A 16661-nucleotide genomic window follows, 5' to 3' on the forward strand; every position below is an offset into this window, starting at 1 on the left:
GAAGGCGCCCTCCCGGTTTGAAACAGGAAGGGCGCTGTGGCATCCAATCGCAACAACAACCTGCTCAAGTACTACGTCAGCGGCCGGCGGGCAAAAGGCTTCCATGGCCTGACCGACCTGGCTGGCGAGGTGCTGAATCGCTACGACCTGTCTGTGCAGCGTGCCTTTGTTGGCCTGCAGCGCCGGGCTGGGCCGGCTACTGCGCAGGAGGTCCGTGCCTCTTACAACATCCGCGCCTCTGCGCTGCGCGGGAAGTATCGCGTGGAAACGGGCGAGCGCGGCTACAGCACCGGCAAGCGTGGCAAGGACGACTTCCTTTCGATCTGGGCCAGCACGCGGCAGATCTCGCTGATCGAGTTCGGTGGTCGCTGGGCCGGTCGCAGATCCCGAGGTGCCACGGCCGGCATTGGCGTGGGCGAGTCGAAGACCTACGACGGTGCCTTCATCGCCACGATCAAGGGTCGTAGGGCCATCCGGGTACGCAGCTGGGATCGCGCGCAGCAGAAGCGCCACGGTCGCGGCCCGGTCCGCATCCTGCGTGGTCCCAGCCCGTTCGAGATGCTTTCGGGTGCTGATGGCAACAGCCGCGCCCTGGAGGCCCGTCGCCGGCTGATCGAGCGCTTCCACACCACCTACCTGACTGAACTGCGCCGCCAGTGGCGCGTCAATGGAAGCTCCAATGGCTGATCGGCTGGAAGAGGCAATTCGGGTCGTCATTGAAACGCAGGGCCGCGAGGGTGTGGACGAACTGCGCGCGGCGTTCGGCGATCTGGGTGACGTGTCGGTCGAGACCGCTGGCAAGGCGACGAAGCTGCTTGACTCGCTCACTGGGCTGAACGAGGCGGCGGCAAAAGCGGATGCCTTCGACGGCATGCTGGCCGATCTCGCGGAGCTGGAAAAGCAGTTTGATGACAATCAGAAGGCCGCGCTGGCGCTCAGCCTCGGGATCGGGGAGATGGAGAAGCCCTCCCGCGAGGTACTGGCAGCCCAGCGGGATCTTCGTAAGGAAGGCGAGCGCCTGAAAAAGGCGCTCAACGAGCAATGGGACGCCGTAGGCAAAGCCGACGACGAGCTTTCTTCGCTCGGCGTCAACACCGCGAACCTGGCCGATCACCAGCAGCGCCTGCGTATCGAGGCGACCCGCAGCGCGGCAGCGCTCACTGAGCAGGCCCGGGCCGCTGCGGCAGAGGCCGAGGCGGGGCGGCGGCGCAAGCAGCAAATCGAGGAGGGCGAGGCTGCCTTCCGCAAGCAGGCTAACACCAGCAAGGCGGCCGCGAAGTCGTTGGCTGAGTACAGGGAGCGCGCCGCTGATGCCGCCGCCGGCAGCGGCGACCTGGCAAACGCCACGGAGAGCACGGTCAGCTGGTTCAGCAAGCTCAAGGCGGTCGCCGCTGGTGCGATCGCGTTCGTCGGCCTGAACCGAGTGGTTGATGGCATCAAGGCCATTGTGAAGGAGGGTAGCGACGCTGAGCAGGAACTGGCTCAGCTGGAAGCGGCCTTGCACGCCACGGGGCGTACCAGTGAGTTCACCGCGCAAAGCCTGGCCGCCATGCGCCAGCAGCTGCAGAGTGGGCTGTTTGACGATGGGCAGATCAGCGCCGCCCAGGTGCGTCTGCTGTCCTACACCAACATCGTGGGCGAGCAGTTCCCGGCAGCGATGCAGATCGCCATCGACCAGGCCCAGCGGCTGGGCATGTCGCTGGAGCAGTCTGCCGAGGTCGTAGGCAAGGCTCTGCAGACGCCGTCGAAGGCAATGGAGAGCCTGAGCAAGCAAGGCTTCACGCTGGATGACAGCCAGAAGTCGCTGATCAAGAGTCTGGAAGCGACCGGCCAGGTGGCTAAGGCTCAGGCGATCATTCTCGACCTGCTGGCCGAGTCGTATGGTGGTGCGGCTGCAGCGGCCAAGGTGGGCACCATCGCCGGCCTGTGGAAGACCGCCACCGATCGCTTCAAGGATTGGAAGCAGGAGGTCGCAGATCAGGGGGTGCTGACCTACTTCAAGGAACAGCTCACCACCCTGCTGACCACGCTGGATCGATTGGCCGCCGATGGCAGCCTATCGCGCTGGGCCAAGCAGACCGCCCAGGCCATCATCACCATGGCCGAGGCGGTGAAGGGCACGACGCAGTGGGTTGTGGACCACGCTCGCGTGATCGGCCTGATGGCTGCCGCATACGCGCAGTTCAAGATCGTGGGGGCCCTGATTCAGCTGAACGCATGGCGCGCCGCGCTGATCGCGACGACGAACGCGCAAATTGCCAACAATGCGGCGGTCGCCAGCGGCAGCCGGGGCATCGGCCGGTTCGGAGCGTTGCTGCGCGGATTGCCGAAGGCAATCCCCATTACTGTCGCCGTCCTGGGGCTGGAAGCGGCGATGGGCGGTCTGGATGTCCTCAAGACCGTGGCACAGGACATCTGGAAGCAGCACGACCCGGCGCTGAAGCGTGCCGGTGAAGCGCAGCGCGCTTACATCAGCCAGGTCCGCGATTCGGCGCTGCAACTGCGTGAACAGGCAGTGTCCTTCGTTGCATACCGTGACGTGGTCATCAAGTCAGCCGAGGAAGTCGCCAAGCTGGGCGAGGCGGAGCGACAGGCTTACGAGAAGCGCCTGTCCGGTCTGGAGCAGTACCTCACGGCGCAGGAAGGCTTCCTGCTGATGCAGCAGAAGGCCGGCGTCGCGACGGCTGAGCAGCTGCAACAGCTGGGTCAGGTCACACAGAAGTTGCTGGAGGTGTCGACGGGCTTTGCGGCGCTCCGGGGTGGCGTCCAGACTGCTGCGGACGCGCTCACGAACGGCATCGGCCCGGCAGCACAGCTTGTGGTGCAGCAGTTGGCGGGCATCGACGGGAACGCCAAGCTCGCGAAGGAATCGATCGGCAAGGTGTTCGAAGGGCTCAACTTTGCAGACACGGCGAGCCTGGAGGCGGTCGGAGCGGCGTTGGGCTACATCGCCTCCCAAGGCGCTGCCGCAGAGCGCAATGTGCGCGATGGGTTGCTGGAGACGCTGAAGAAGCTCTCCGGGGAGGAGCTGCTCCGCTTCCAGGCATCGGCCCAGTCGGCGTTTGAGGCAATGCCGCAAGGCGCCACCAATGCCGCCGCCGTGCTGCAGACCACGCTTGTTAGTGCAATGGAGCGGCTTGGTGTTTCCGCATCGCGCATGGGCGTCAGCTTCAGCGCTGGTGGTAAGGATGCCATCGCCGCTTTCGGTGCGGTGGCTGAGAGCGCGATCGCGACCGGCGTCCAAATCGAGACGGCCTTCAAGGCAGCGCTTGGCAAGGTCGCGACGCTGGACGAAGCACGAACGCTGGGTGCGCTGCTGGAGTCAGCAGGGCGGCAGGGCAAGGTCGGCTTCGATGCGGCCGCGCGGTCGGCTGCAGCGCTGAACGCTCGCATCCGCGAGATTCAGGTTGCCATCGACCCGCTGGCCGACGAGTTTGCAAGGCTTGGCATCCAGTCCCAGGCGTCGCTCAATGCAACGCGCGACGCGGCCAAGAGCGCTTTCGATGCGATCCGTGACGGCGCGGCCAGGGGCAAGGCGTCCGTGGAGGACGTGCGTCGAGCCTTCCGGGCATATGCCGATGCAACCCGAGCGGCAGCCGCAGACAGTGATCAGTGGCGCCGGGACAACGTCGACAGCCAGCTCGCAGTTCAGGAATCGATCTACGACACCGAACGCAGCATGCAGCGGCTGGGCGATGTGAGCGACGTGGCAATGCGGCAGCTGCAGGACGGTGCCAGCCGCAGCCGCGAGCGGCTGGAGGAGGTGCGCGAGAGCGCGGGAGGTGCGGCGGACCAGGTTGACCGGGTAGGGAGTAGCTCCGAACGAATGGGCAAGCAGATGGGGCAGGCCGGGGCCGCTGCGCAAGGAATGGCGTTCAGCATTGGCGAGGTCTCCGAATCGGCGTTGCAGGCAATGCGCAAGCTCAGCGGCCCCAACCCGCTTGTGCAGTTTGCAAATGCGCTGAACCGGGTTACTGACCAGCGCAAACAGCTGGCCGAGTACAAGGCAGAGCTTCAGGCGACCGCCGAGGCGGAGGACGAGCTTTCCAAAGCAGCGAAGGAGCGACTGGCCGGGCAGTTCGATTACGTGGGCAAGGGCGAAATCGCAGAGGTGGCGCAGCTGGAGGCCCAGGTCATGCGGCAGCGGCAGCAGCGAGACCAGGAGGCCGCCGCCGCGCTCGCCGAGCGCCGCAAGCAGGCTGAAGCTGAGGCAGAGGCGCAGGCGAGGGCGGACGCCGCCCGTATCGGCAGCAACGGCAGCAATGAACAGGTCATCGTCATTGACTGGAAGCTGCCTTCGAAGGAAGTGGTGGCCGGCGCCACCGCAGCCGAGGTGCAGCAAGCGCAGCGCCTCGCGGGCCTCGTCGCTCCGCTGGTCCTGCGCCAAGTTCAGCAGAGCAGAGCCGTTTCTGTTCGGGGGCGAGGCTGATGACCCGCATTGTTCTTGCCGGAATCGAACTGCCGGCTGACCTTCAATGGACCGACGAGTTCACGGCCTGGAAGGTAGGGCAGCAGGCGCGCACAAGCCTGACGGGTGCCTTGATCGTCCAAGAGTCTGCGCGACAGGCCGGGCGGCCGATCACGCTTCAGACAACCCGGGACGGTACCGCCTACGTCGGTGTCGTCAGTCTCCCCGTGCTGCGGGCGCTGCAGGCCAGTGAGAGCGAGGCCCGCCTGGCGCCACTGGATCTGATCATGCCTGCCCACAACAGCGGCGAGCGGTCGTTCCAGGTGAGATGGCGCCGCACCGATGGACCGGCCATCGAAGTCGACCCCACCCGCTTTGCTGTCCCCGCGCTTGATGCGGATCTCTTCTCCATCACCCTTCGCCTCATGACGGTGTAATCCATGACGATTCTTGCTACCGATATCAAGCTGCGGCAGTCGCAGCGTTTGACCGATAACCCTGACGGCGGTGGCCGCATGGTTCAGACCGAAATCGTTGACGGGGCGATGAACAACCTGTTCCCGGATATCGGCGATGAAGAGCGGACTACCGGCCGAACTACTCTCCGCAAGATGTTTGTGCATGTGGATACGCCCGCACCGGACGTCCTGAAGGACGCGATCGCTGTGTTGATCGATCCGCCCGCAGACCCGCGCGTGACCGTCACGATGTTTGCGACGGGCTCCTACAGTGACGTGCGCCTTGATGCCAAGAACCGCGTGGAGAGCTACATCACGCGCGGCACGGAGTCCCGCTTTGTGCTGCTCGGCAACCACTTCAGCGGCCAGATGACGATCCAGGTCTACGCGATGAAGGACGCGCCGAGCCCCGACATCAATGACAACTTCTCGCTGCTGACGCTCGCCAGCTCCGGGCATGATCCGGCCGAGCAGTACGTGCGGGTCAAAGGCGTGCTTTCCCGTACGACACGGACTTTTACCGATGACCAAGGGGCATTTGAGCGGGATGTCTTGGTGATCGAGCTGGTGAACGCGTTGCTGCGTGATTTCTACGGCCAAGAAGTGGTGCGTTACTCGGCTACCAAGCCCGCGACCAGGATCTACGAGACCAACGTGGTGGAGGCCACGAGCTATCACAGCGTCAAACGCCTCACCGCTGCTGGGAAGCCTGGCGATCTGGCTGTGCAAGTCGATACCCCGTACGTGTCCATCGTTCCTACCTCCACGGCTGAAACCCCGGTCAGTGACGTTCTGGCCGGCATGGGCACCATCAGCCAGGTCCCGTCCGGTCCTGCCGGCAGCCTCGGCCAGAACTTCAGTGCGAGCTTTGCTGCTGGCGTGCCGGTCAGCCGATACCTCGGTACTGGGTTGGTGGTGGGCGCAGTAAGGGTTGTCGCAGGCAGTGTCGAACTCACCGACGACGGTACTGGCGGGCTCGCTTCCGCCGTGGCGACGCCCTGGAGCGGTACGGTCGACTATCAAGGTGGGGTCGTAGCCTTGACGCATGCGAGTGGCGTCGGAAGTACCAGTATCAGCATCACCGCGTCCCCGGCGGGCTCCATCCCCATGCAGGGCTTCACCGACGAGATTGAGGTGACGCAGAACAACCAGGGCATGGTCTGGCTGTTCCAGCTGACCCCGTTGCCGGCCCCGGGAACAGTGGTGGTCGACTACCGCGCCCTTGGGCGCTGGATCAGGTTGACCGACAACGGCCGCGGCCGTCTGATAGGCAAGCCGGGCCAAGGCACCGGGACGATCAACTACCAGACCGGCTCCGTCGTGGTGACCGCTGGCGCGCTGCCGGATCTGAAGAGCAGCATCATCTCCAACTGGGGCACTCCCATCATCGCGGAGGCCCGGGTTGGTGATACTGCCATCCTGCCGCCGGCGCTCCGCTTTGTGCTGGGCGAGGGCTCGGCGGTACCGGGGACGGTGCAACTGACGCTGCGTGTCGGCGGCTCCAATGTGGCGGTCACAGATAACGGGAACGGCGGCTTGCTGATTGGCGGGCAGGTTCGTGGACAGATCAGCTACTCGACCGGTGAGATCTCGCTCCGGCCGCTGAGTCTGCCTGATGCGGATAGTCAGCTCTCGATCGCCTACGACTGGGGGCAGCCGCTACACGCAGCGCCGCAGCCTGTTCCGGACGCGGCCGGGATCGTCTCGTTCACCCTGCCGCAGGGACCGGTGAGGCAGGGCACAGTGCTTCTCGACTGGCTCGTGAGTGTGCGGCGCGATCGCGATGACCTGTCGTCGGCCCCTCAGGCGATGCGGGTCATTGCCAAGGATGATGGCGCAGGCAACCTGGTGGGCGTTTCGGTGGGGGACACGGCCTTCAGCACTGTGCTGGGCGCCGTGAACTACAGCACGGGCGCGGTCTCGCTGCAGGCCGGGAAGTTCACGGTCCGTCAGGTGTCCTATCCGGTGTACGAGATCCGCTCTGGGCGTCTGAAGGTGGTTGGGTACGAGCGTCTGGACGTGCTGGCCCAGTTCTCCGCCGGCAGTATCGTTTCAGCCGGTTGGATGCTCGCTGGCGAGGCCGCCCAGTCCGCGCAGGAGGTCATTCCGCTGCCGGCGGTCCAGCTGCAACTCACCCCGACGATCAGCGACAGCATCGTTCCGGGCAGCGTTCGCTTCGCATTCCGGGGGCGCACCTACGTTGACCGTAGCGGCGGGCTGTATCACTCCATCGATCCCGCCACTGGCTCGGGCATCTATGCAGGGACGATCGACTACGCAGCAGGTGTGGTGAACCTGGTGCAGTGGCTGGCAGGCGGCGAGAACACTGTCCAGATCCAATCCCTCCTGACACGGATCGCCGATCCGGGTGTGGCGGTCAGTTTCTTCCGTGCGCCTGGTTCACCGCTGCGGCCAGGCATGTTCACGCTGCGCGCGACCCGAACTGATGGCGAACTGCTCACGGTGACTGCGGACATTAACGGTGTGCTGTCAGCTGCGGAAATTCGTGGCAAGGTCGATTGGGAAAGTGGCGTCGTCAAGGTTCAGTTCGGTCAGCTGGTGCCCGTGGCCGGGAATGAGGGTAAGCCTTGGTTTGATCCCGATCAGGTTGAGGGGGATCAGGTCTGGAGGCCGACGCTCGTGCTGCCGGGCACGATCTACATGGGCGCGGTCGTCTATCGGTCGATTCCGCTGTCGGAGGTGGTGATTGGCTTGTCGTCGGTGCGTCTGCCCAGCGACGGCCGTGCGCCAGCGTTCAAGCCGGGCCAGACCGTGCTGATCCACCACACCGCGAAGCATATGGTGCCGTCGCCGCAAGCGGGACAGGTGGTCACCTTTGGTCGCGGCAGGATTGCAGGCATTGAAGTGCGTGACGCCGAGGGGCGTCCAGTCGACGCCGCATGGTTCACGGTGGATCTGGACGTTGGCAACCTGCGCTTCAACGACCCGCTGAACCTGGCTGCCTACACGCTGCCACTGACGATCAGCGAGCGCGTCGAGGACCGGCGTTTAGTTGTTCAGCCGCAGATTACCGGCGAAATCGAGATCAACACACCTCTGACCCACGATTATCCGGTGGGGGAGACGATGATCAGTAGCGCACTACGACTGGGTGAGGCAAACGGCTCGTTGGACTTGCAAGCACGTGTCGTAAGTCTGTTTGATCAGGCTGCGTGGAACAATGTCTGGGCGGACTCTCCGAGCGGCAGTGTCGCACCAGGTACCTACAACGAAACGGATTACCCGCTGGCGGTGAAGAACGCGGATGCAATCACTGAGCGTTGGGCCGTGCGATTCACCAGTTCAACCCAGTTTGAAGTGATCGGTGAGACGGTAGGCACCATTGCCACCGGCAACACGACCACGGACTTGGCGCCTCTGAATCCACGTACCGGGGCGCCGTACTTCGTTATGAAGCGCGAAGGCTGGGGGACCGGTTGGTCCACGAACAACGTCGTCCGATTCAATTCCGTTGGTGGGTTGGCTCCTGTTTGGCTCATGCGCACGACGCTACCTGGAACTCCGGATGGCGCCCGTGATTCAACGCGATTTCAGGTCGTCGGCAATGTGGCGGGAGAGTGACGATGGCAACCGTTCCAAGGTTCTATAGCAGTACAGACGCTGGCGCCCCGCAGTTGTCGGGGCAGATTGGCAGTTTGCTTGTGGTGCTGGACGCTGTGCTGGTTGATGGCTATGGCGTTGGGGAGGCGTTCAAGCCGGGTGCGGGGTGGACGCGGCACTTGAGTGCAACTGGCAAGAGGGCCTACAGAAATGATCCCTATGCCGGTAGCGGATTCGTACTGGAGGTCGATGACTCGGCGAGTGCTGGTACCGCTCGATATGCCCGTGCGCGCGGTTACTCTGCGCTACGCTCGTTTGGCGATGGTGATGACGCGACGCCTAGCCCGGGCGCTAGGCCGGCCGGCTCAATTATCGCGAAGTCCAGCTCGTTGAGCGCCACTGCGTCTCGATGGGTTGCGATAGCCGATAGTCGCTGCATCTACCTCTTTACCAATGTGAACCCTGCGCTGCTCGTCGATCAGAGACAGGCATACTTCTTTGGCGACTTCACGTCGTACAAGCCTGGCGACACGATGGCGTGGTGTATAAGCCATAGCGGCTTGGTGGACTATCTCGGAACGGAGGACTTTGACGGTTTCGTGTTCTCCACTCAGAACGAAGCGACCTCGATAGACGTGAACAGGCCAGCTTGCTACTTGCCCAGGACTGTGAACTCCCCCGTGCAGTCTGCCCCTGCGTTCCTGGTGGGTGGAATGCGCTATACCTCGTTCCATGCATGGAATTCGGATGGCGCTAGGCAGTCCACCTACCCTGACGCAGTCACCGGCGGGTTGCTCTATACCGGGGCGCAGATCTTCGAGGGATCTGGACGCCCTCGTGGTGTGCTGCCCGGGATTGCTGTTCCCTATCACCTCCGGCCCTTCGCAGATCTAAGTGTGCAGGCAGCCCCCTTCGAGTTTCGAGGAGCCTCCCAGATCGTGGCAGTTGGCTATGCACCCAACTACTACTCTTCGACCCTCAACGGTGACCCGTACCGGGGTCAGCTGCTGTTCTCTCTCGGGGGTGGGTGGTGGTGACGCGGGCGACAGCGGTGATGCGCCTACGGGTCGCCTCTCGGGCTGGCATCGCTGCGAAAGGCTACCTGGCGGGTGAGGGCCCTTCGACGGAGAAGCCGGATGTTGATGGTCGATTCCGCATCATGAATCAGCCTGCTGCTGGTCGAATCATGGTGTTCGACAGGATCTCGATGTCGGCCGTCGCAATGACCAGATCGAAGGTCGATGGGACGTGGCGTGTCGAGGGTCTAGATATGGATCGAAAGTTCCTGGTCATTGGATTTGACGATCGCGGCAACCACAACGCTGCGATTCAGGACTGGGTTTCCCCGGCTCCGTTGGAGTAAGTGCATGTTGACACCGGAAGGTCGTCGCGCGGGATTGAACCTCGGTCCCCTAGCTGTCCCAGGTGGATCACGGGTAGGCCTGAATCTTGGCGTGGAGTGGGACGATAACGCGCCTGAGCCGGTCATCCGGGGTGTTCGCCAGGCTGTGGGCTTGCATTGGCGAAAGTCCGCCCGTTGCCAGGCTGTCTCGTCCTTGGCTTGGGCGCCCGCTTCGGTGGCTGCAACGGATAGGGGCTTGGCTTGGGGCACTGCCGCTGGTGTCCATCAAGGGAATGGCATTGCGTGGTCGTCATCATCCGGATTAAGCGCATCGGGTCAGTTTGATTGGCATCGAACAATGCGTGGGTCCAGCAGCGAGACACTGTTGCGTTGGCAGGCATTAGGTCAATCATCGCGATCACTGGAGGTTCGTTGGCGGAGCCTTCTCAGCGCGCTTTCGAGTGGGTCGATGTTCGCCTGGGGTGCGCTCAATAGATCAACGGTAGAGCTCACGCTGCGTTGGCGTTCAATTACGCGTTCTGCCAACGCCGTGTCGTCATGGGAATGGCGCCATCCTGTCCGCACTCGGCGAGATTCACTGATGCCCTGGGGGGCTGCCGCCCGTATCCCGTGGGGGATCAGGCCAGGCCCCGGGCCTGATCCAGAGCCGGAACCTGGCCCCAGCTTTCCTGCTGGCAACCAGGTTGGATTGAACCTGGGGTGCGGAGTTCTCGGCCTGTCCAGTGTTGCTCCCCTGAATCTTGGTATCTCGGCGTGCTATGTGGTGCGCCCCCAACGTAGGACCTACGTCGTGATCAATGAGGTTTCATTTGTGCGGCTTCCTGATCGGATTCCGATCGAACTGGCCCGCGTCTCGCTCAGCGCCGGCCGTTCGGCTTGGGGCTGGACCTTTGACATCGAGCTGGCCGATGCCGATCAGCTGGGACTGCTCAAGCCCTCGGCCTCGGGCCCGCGACAGTTCGAGTTGGTGCTGAACGGCTACGTCTGGACGGGCATCATCGAGAGCTTCCAGAAACAGCGCGAGTTTGCTGGGGGCGGCGTGCGTTTGAGTGGGCGATCAAGGACAGCGTTGCTGGCACCGCCTTACGCCCCTGCTCGCGTCAAGGCCACCACGGAGGAGCGCAGCATGGCCCAGCTTGTCGCGGAGGAATTGGCGGACACGGGCTTTGCCAGTCGGTACGACACGGTTGATTGGTTGGTTCCGCCCGGCGCATGGTTCTATGACGCGAACACGCCGCTGGATGCCATTAGTGCGCTCGCTGGTGCGAGTGGCGGGGTGGTGCAGTCCCATCCCTCGGACCTGGCGCTGGTTGTCCGCGCCAGCTACCCGGCCAGTCCGTGGCTTTGGCGGGAGACAACGCCGGATCACCTACTGCAGGAAGACATTGTGCTGACCGAGAGCCTGCAGATGCGCAGTGCGCCCCTGTATGACGCGGTGGTGGTCACGGGAGAGCTGGCCGGGAAGGGGGTCACCTGCAAGGTGCGCAAGGCCGGCGAAGCGGGCCAGCTCTACGCGCAGCAGGTAAGTAGCCCCTTGATCAACGTTGCTGCCGCCGCAGCCGAGCGGGGGCGCAACATCCTCTGCGATCGCGGTGAGCAGGCGGCGGTGGACCTGACGGTGCCGCTTTTCCCGAGGCCGCTGAAAGCAGGGGAGATCGGGGTGATCCTGCCGCTCGACCTGGTGCAGGTGCTGAGTTCTGAAGGAACCTGGCACGGCCAATGCGAGTCGATCCGCATTGAGGTCGTCGTGGATCAACAGGCTGTCGTGATCGAGCAGACAGCGACTCTGGAGAGGCATTTCACCGATGCGGACTGATCTGTGGGATCAATTCGGCGAACTGGTCAGCGGCCGGCCGCGATTGCTGGCAACGGTCACTGCACACAATGCAGATGGCACCAGTAGCCTGACAACCTACGACGGCGCGCAGATGCGAGCCTTCGGTCAGCTGCAGCAGCCCATTCCGTACAACGTTTGGGTCAGTGGTGGCCGACTACTGGAAGCCGCGCCCAATCTCCCGTTGGTAGAACTAGTCGTCTGACGAAGCAGGGCGCTGCCCGGATGCCGGCAAGCATCCAGGCAGCGCCGCAACACAGGTGATCTCAGCACCTGGCATTGGCCGTGGCCCTGCCGCCCTCGCGAGAGCGGCGGGATTGTCGGCTTCCCCTATCGCAAATACTGAGAACCCATGCCCAAGCCCATCATCTCCTGGCCGGGCGGCAAGCGCCGCCTACTGAAGCACCTCTATCCGCACTTCCCAATCCATGACTGCTACGTCGAGGCGTTCGCCGGTGGCGCCGCGTCGCTGCTTATGCGGCCGTACCCAGCACAGATGGAAGTGCTCAACGACATCAACGGCGAGCTGGTGTCCCTGTACCGGTGTGTGCGCCACCACCTGGACGAGTTCGTGCGGATGTTCCGCTGGTCGCTGGTGTCGCGCCAGATGTTCGAGTGGGCGCAGATGGAGCGGCCGGAGACCCTGACCGACATCCAGCGCGCCGCCCGCTTCTATTACCTTCAGAAGCTCGCCTTTGGTGGCAAGGTGCAGGGGCAGTCGTTCGGCGTGGTTACCGCTGGCGGTCCACGATTAAACCTTCTGCGCATCGAGGAGGAGCTGAGCGCTGTGCATCTCCGCCTGGCGAACACCGTGATCGAGTGCCTGCCATGGCAGGAGTGCGTGCGGCGCTACGATCGGCCGGGGACGCTGTTCTACCTCGATCCCCCGTATTGGGAAACAGAGGGCTACGGCGTCGAGTTCCCCTTCGCGGAGTACGAGGCCATGGCCGAGCTGATGCGCACCTCGGTCGGCCGCTTTGTGGTCTCGATCAACGACCATCCTGAAATCCGCGAAGTTTTCGCCGGCTTCGACCTGGTGCCGCTGCAGCTCGACTACACCATCGGCGGCGGGCAGGGGAGGGGGAGAAAGTTCGGAGAGTTGATCATCAAAAGCTGGGACGACAGCCAGGCCACCCTGCTGTAGGCATCACGCAATCTGCTGGAGCAGGTCTTCGCGATTGTTTCGTGGCGTGTTGACGGCGCGGCTGACCCTGTACGCCTCCATGGATGGAGGCGAGCTTGCCAGCAGCATCGCCATGGCGTCGTCGGGGCTGGCCGCCATCCAGTCATCGATCTGGTCGACCTGGAGCCAGACCGGCATGCGGTCGTGGATGTCGGCCGAGACGCCGCTGCTGTCACCGGTAATGATCGTGAAGGTGCCCAGGTTGCCATCGGGCAGCAAGGGGCTGGTGTCTTCCCATAGGCCGGCGGCTAGGAGTGGCGCGGTGGCGTGGATGAACCATGGGTCCTTCTTTCCGTCCTCGGGGCTCACCGACCACTCGTAGTAGCCGGCCATGGGGATCACGCACCGTCGCTTCTTGAACGCCGACCGGAAAGCGGGCTTGGTGGCCACCGTCTCGATCCGGGCATTGATGGTCGAGCCCTGCAGGCCCTTGGCCTTCGCCCAGAACGGCAGCAGGCCCCAAGCCAAGCGAGTGACCTGCCGGCCTTCGCCCCGGTCCAGGATCACCGAGGCGCGCTGCGTAGGCGCCAAGTTGTAGCTGGGCTGGATCTCGGCCAAGCCGGGGGCAAGGTCAGCCAGCCCTGGCTGGCCGAAGTCGATCACGGGGAGCTGGACGAATCGGCCGCACATGGCCGGAGGGTAGCCCTGCCGGGCGTGCCCGGGGCGTGTAGGGCCAGGGCGAACTGTGACGCCGGTCAGGCGGCCTCTACGCGGAACTTACGGTAGCGGTTCTACGCTCGGGCTCCCCATGGAGGCCGGAGAGAGCCATGCCCAACAGGGCTGTTGTATTTGTCAGCGAAGCGGTTGGCGACCTGACCATGGCCCACCTGTCCAAGATCATGGCGGACGCAGAGCGATTCAATCGCACTGCCGGAGTAACCGGGGTCACTCTGTTTGATGGGCAGAGGTTCCTCGCTTACATGGAGGGGCCGCCCGATGGCTTGGATGTGGCCTTCTCCAGAGCAGCGGGCGCCACCAGCCATTCAAGCCTGATCGAGATTGCGCGGGGGCGGGTCGGACAGCGCAGTCTTCCGTACTGGCCGATGCGTTGCATCCCCCTGTCGCCGCCGGAGCTGGTGCAGCTGGTGCGGGCCGACTGGACTTCCTTCCTGCAGCGGGGGGGCGATCAAGTTGGCCAGGCCACCGCCATGGAGATGCTGGTGGCACTGGTCGAACCATTCGCCGAGGCTGCCTGAGCAGCGGCGTGCCGGCACAGAGTCGAGTCAGTCTCGACTCTCCCCGAACGGTTCAGGCAGGTGGCCGCCGTGTTCGCAGGATCTGCGACGGCCGGTCGTATCCTTCCGGCCATGTATTCCTCCCACGGCTTCCGCACTGCCCCGATCCCCTCTGGCTGGGTCCAGACCGGTGAGCGCTGGGCGCTCTGGTACAACGGCCGGGAAACGGCGAACGTCACGCTCGATGGCGGTCCTGGCGTTCGGCTGTGGATGGAAGGCCAGAAGATGTGGCACACCAAGGAAGCGCGCGCCGCCAACGTCCGACAGGCGAAGCGCTACGCCGAGCGCTGGTGCGCGGCCAGACTCTATCCCGATCTGCCCCTTCGAGAGGCCGTCGCCCGGCTGACCGACAGCACGCCGATTCAGCCGCCTCCGCCACTGCCCGGCCTGCCGCCGACTCGCGAGCAGCAGCAACAGGCTCGACGCCTAGCCGAGGCCGGAGCGAAGGAGGTCGAGCGGATCAAGGCAGCGCTGGAGCCCCGTAAGCCTCCGGCCGAAACGAAACCCCGTCCGAGGGATGCGCGTAAGGCATGGGTGAGGGCAGGGCTGCGCGATCTACGTGGTTGGTGAGCGAAGAGGGTTCCCGAATACACGGAAGCTGCCCATTGCGAGACTAGGGGCCTGTTCGCAGGCCTCCTGAATTGAACTCAATCTAAGCTGTTGACTACAATGCACAGTACGCCAGCCTTCTAAGCCGGTGGCCAGTCACTGAGCCAAACCTGATCGTAGTGTGATAAAACCAGCTTGCATCACGTGAGCCAGGGGATCAGGGACAGATGTTCATTTCTAGTGTGCGGGTGACCAATTTCAGGTCGCTCGTTGACTTGCATGTCGATTTTACGGTTTACACCGCTCTAGTTGGCCTTAATGATGCGGGTAAGAGCAATGTTCTTCGCGCGCTCAATCTGTTCTTTAATCAGGAAACGGATATTGATGAGCCATTGGTGTTCGAGAGGGACTTCTCTCAGAAGGCCCGAGTTGGTAAGAAGAAGGCGCGCGAAATTGTTATTGAGCTAGAGCTTCAGCCGCCAGCGCACTATCGCGATTCCGATGCGATTACTTGGCGAAAGGTCTATCGAGCGGGTCAGCAGACTCCATTCCCGGATGAAATTAGGCGCAAAGATGGCAAGCCTTTCTCCCCGAACTCCAAAGTAAACTATTGGGCGCGAAACCTCGCCTTCGAGTACGTTCCAGCTGTTCGTGGCAGACCTTTCTTCAATATTCTAAAACGACGCCTTCATGCTGCACTGGCAGCAACTGTGGCAGAAAAGCTGAAGGAAGCATCAGGAATGTTTCTTGAGGGCCTTCGCGCAGAAGTCGCGAAGATTGAACAGGATTCGCTCCGCCTGCTTGATCTGAGAACAGAGTTCTCCCTACCCGAAGATCTTGGCGACCTGTTTGAGGCGCTGGAGTTCAGCTCGTCAGATGTCGGGGTCCTGACTGCGCTTCACAACAGAGGCGATGGCGTTCAAGGGCGGCACGTCCCACTTATCCTGAAATTTTTGGCGGAACAGCGGAAAAAGAATTCCGCCAAGGGCAAGCCCGCGCCTGAGACCATTTGGGGGTTTGAGGAGCCGGAGAATAATCTTGAGCTTGCCAAGCAAGTCGAGGTTGCTCGTGAATTTGGTGAATATGCACAGGATGTGCAAATTGTTGTAAGTACCCACTCGCCGGCCTTCTATAAGGTGGCAAAGGATAGCGAGTCTGGGTCCATTCAATTTGCTGCTCGAATCGATGGTCGGACTCAGTTTCGTGATGAACCCTTGCCTGAGGCCGTTGACGGGACCTTGGGGCTGATGCCATTCGTGGAGCCATACTTGGATCGCGCGGAAGTGGAGCGGCAGAAAGTGCTGGAAGCGCTGTCACAGCTTCGCGATGAAGGCTTGCTCTACAAGGGCAATGCACTTTTCATTGAGGGCTCCTCGGATCAGGTGATTCTGCTCGGCGCGCTACAGGTTATGGAAATTCAGCTCGACGCCAAGATAGAGGTCGTAGAAGGCAGGGGGGGCGGTGCGAATTGGGTGGCGGACAGGTGTATTGCACGCGCGGCCTTGGCAGATGTGTCTGGCAAAACCGTTGCCCTACTGGATGATGACGATGCAGGTCGGGCGGCAGCTGAGCGAATTCGAATGGTGTGTGAAGCGCTTGGTCGGGCGGGGAGGGTGAAGTGCATCTTTGTGGGGAGGGACAACGGAGACGACCATGTCAGGGCAATAAAGCAAAGCGGCATGGGTATCTCTTGGGCTCTTGATGAATTGTGCGACCCGTTCGACTGGGGCGAAGCCGAAGGGAAGGGATGGCTTCAGCCTCGAACTGATGAGTTACTCAAGCTCAACTTCCAGAAGCTCGGCGGCGACATGACTATGGTGCAGTTGATCGAGGCGCGGGTTGCTTCTGAAGCCCACCGAAGGATCGTCGCCAATTCGGTAATCCCAGAGCGAAAAATGGCCTTCGCCCGAGCGGCTGCCGATACGATGGCGGTGCTTGGATACGTCCCTCCGTCTCTGGAGCGCTTGATCAAGCAGCTGCAGGAAGTGTTCTCGCAAGCCAGGTAGATGGCGTTCGAGAGGGAGCATGCGCAGTCGAAGGGGCATTGGGGGCCGTAGTGGTCAGGCGGGG

Annotated in this window: 11 protein-coding genes; 10 read left to right on the top strand and 1 reads right to left on the bottom strand. The window is 62.9% G+C overall.

Translation table 11 applies throughout. From position 1 onward, the window contains the following. Positions 1-36: 36 nt before the first annotated feature. From ACW5IY_RS08140 to ACW5IY_RS08170, 7 genes are all read left to right on the top strand, one after another. The gene (locus ACW5IY_RS08140) at positions 37-687 is read left to right on the top strand and encodes a hypothetical protein (RefSeq protein WP_457327149.1); all 651 of its coding nucleotides are present in this window, start codon (positions 37-39) and stop codon (positions 685-687) included. Continuing rightward, positions 680-4429 carry a Laminin subunit alpha-2 gene (locus tag ACW5IY_RS08145; RefSeq protein ID WP_457327150.1) on the top strand — a complete coding sequence of 1250 codons (3750 nt, stop codon included), beginning with the start codon at positions 680-682 and terminating at the stop codon, positions 4427-4429. The genes ACW5IY_RS08140 and ACW5IY_RS08145 overlap by 8 nt, the downstream gene beginning before the upstream one ends. After that, positions 4429-4845 (top strand): hypothetical protein, encoded by a 417-nt coding sequence (locus ACW5IY_RS08150; RefSeq protein WP_107380159.1) that lies wholly within the window; start codon positions 4429-4431, stop codon positions 4843-4845. Before ACW5IY_RS08145 ends, ACW5IY_RS08150 begins: the two co-directional genes overlap by 1 nt. A 3-nt stretch (positions 4846-4848) precedes the next feature. Next, a complete protein-coding gene (locus tag ACW5IY_RS08155) occupies positions 4849-8448 on the top strand; it encodes a hypothetical protein (RefSeq protein ID WP_457327151.1) in 3600 nt (1199 codons plus the stop codon). A gap of 2 nt (positions 8449-8450) precedes the next feature. Then, positions 8451-9464 carry a hypothetical protein gene (locus tag ACW5IY_RS08160; protein WP_457327152.1) on the top strand — a complete coding sequence of 338 codons (1014 nt, stop codon included), beginning with the start codon at positions 8451-8453 and terminating at the stop codon, positions 9462-9464. 1116 nt (positions 9465-10580) lie between these two features. Then, positions 10581-11606, top strand: coding sequence for a hypothetical protein (locus ACW5IY_RS08165; RefSeq protein WP_457327153.1), 1026 nt, complete (start codon positions 10581-10583; stop codon positions 11604-11606). Positions 11607-11976: 370 nt separating this feature from the next. Then, a complete protein-coding gene (locus ACW5IY_RS08170) occupies positions 11977-12768 on the top strand; it encodes a DNA adenine methylase (RefSeq protein WP_457327154.1) in 792 nt (263 codons plus the stop codon). A 3-nt stretch (positions 12769-12771) separates the two neighbouring features. Here ACW5IY_RS08170 and ACW5IY_RS08175 read toward each other — a convergent pair whose 3' ends face one another. Next, positions 12772-13437, bottom strand: a complete 666-nt coding sequence (locus ACW5IY_RS08175) for an SOS response-associated peptidase family protein (RefSeq protein WP_197632349.1) — start codon at positions 13435-13437, stop codon at positions 12772-12774. Between the two features lie 137 nt (positions 13438-13574). Between ACW5IY_RS08175 and ACW5IY_RS08180 the strand changes: the two genes are divergently transcribed. From ACW5IY_RS08180 to ACW5IY_RS08190, 3 genes are all read left to right on the top strand, one after another. Beyond that, complete coding sequence (locus ACW5IY_RS08180) at positions 13575-14003, top strand: BLUF domain-containing protein (protein ID WP_457327155.1); 429 nt, start codon at positions 13575-13577, stop codon at positions 14001-14003. A 111-nt stretch (positions 14004-14114) separates the two neighbouring features. Continuing rightward, a complete protein-coding gene (locus ACW5IY_RS08185) occupies positions 14115-14612 on the top strand; it encodes a hypothetical protein (RefSeq protein WP_457327156.1) in 498 nt (165 codons plus the stop codon). Positions 14613-14818: 206 nt separating this feature from the next. Then, positions 14819-16597 (top strand): ATP-dependent nuclease, encoded by a 1779-nt coding sequence (locus ACW5IY_RS08190; protein WP_423177391.1) that lies wholly within the window; start codon positions 14819-14821, stop codon positions 16595-16597. Positions 16598-16661: the final 64 nt, after the last annotated feature.

Source organism: Stenotrophomonas sp. C-A, from assembly GCF_054030835.1.

What these genes read in the sequence shown, in the direction of transcription:
- ACW5IY_RS08145 (WP_457327150.1), top strand. Translation starts at nt 680, where the DNA reads ATGGCTGATCGGCTGGAAGAGGCAATTCGGGTCGTCATTGAAACGCAG.
- ACW5IY_RS08150 (WP_107380159.1), top strand. Translation starts at nt 4,429, where the DNA reads ATGACCCGCATTGTTCTTGCCGGAATCGAACTGCCGGCTGACCTTCAA.
- ACW5IY_RS08155 (WP_457327151.1), top strand. Translation starts at nt 4,849, where the DNA reads ATGACGATTCTTGCTACCGATATCAAGCTGCGGCAGTCGCAGCGTTTG.
- ACW5IY_RS08160 (WP_457327152.1), top strand. Translation starts at nt 8,451, where the DNA reads ATGGCAACCGTTCCAAGGTTCTATAGCAGTACAGACGCTGGCGCCCCG.
- ACW5IY_RS08170 (WP_457327154.1), top strand. Translation starts at nt 11,977, where the DNA reads ATGCCCAAGCCCATCATCTCCTGGCCGGGCGGCAAGCGCCGCCTACTG.
- ACW5IY_RS08175 (WP_197632349.1), bottom strand. Translation starts at nt 13,437, where the DNA reads ATGTGCGGCCGATTCGTCCAGCTCCCCGTGATCGACTTCGGCCAGCCA.
- ACW5IY_RS08180 (WP_457327155.1), top strand. Translation starts at nt 13,575, where the DNA reads ATGCCCAACAGGGCTGTTGTATTTGTCAGCGAAGCGGTTGGCGACCTG.
- ACW5IY_RS08185 (WP_457327156.1), top strand. Translation starts at nt 14,115, where the DNA reads ATGTATTCCTCCCACGGCTTCCGCACTGCCCCGATCCCCTCTGGCTGG.
- ACW5IY_RS08190 (WP_423177391.1), top strand. Translation starts at nt 14,819, where the DNA reads ATGTTCATTTCTAGTGTGCGGGTGACCAATTTCAGGTCGCTCGTTGAC.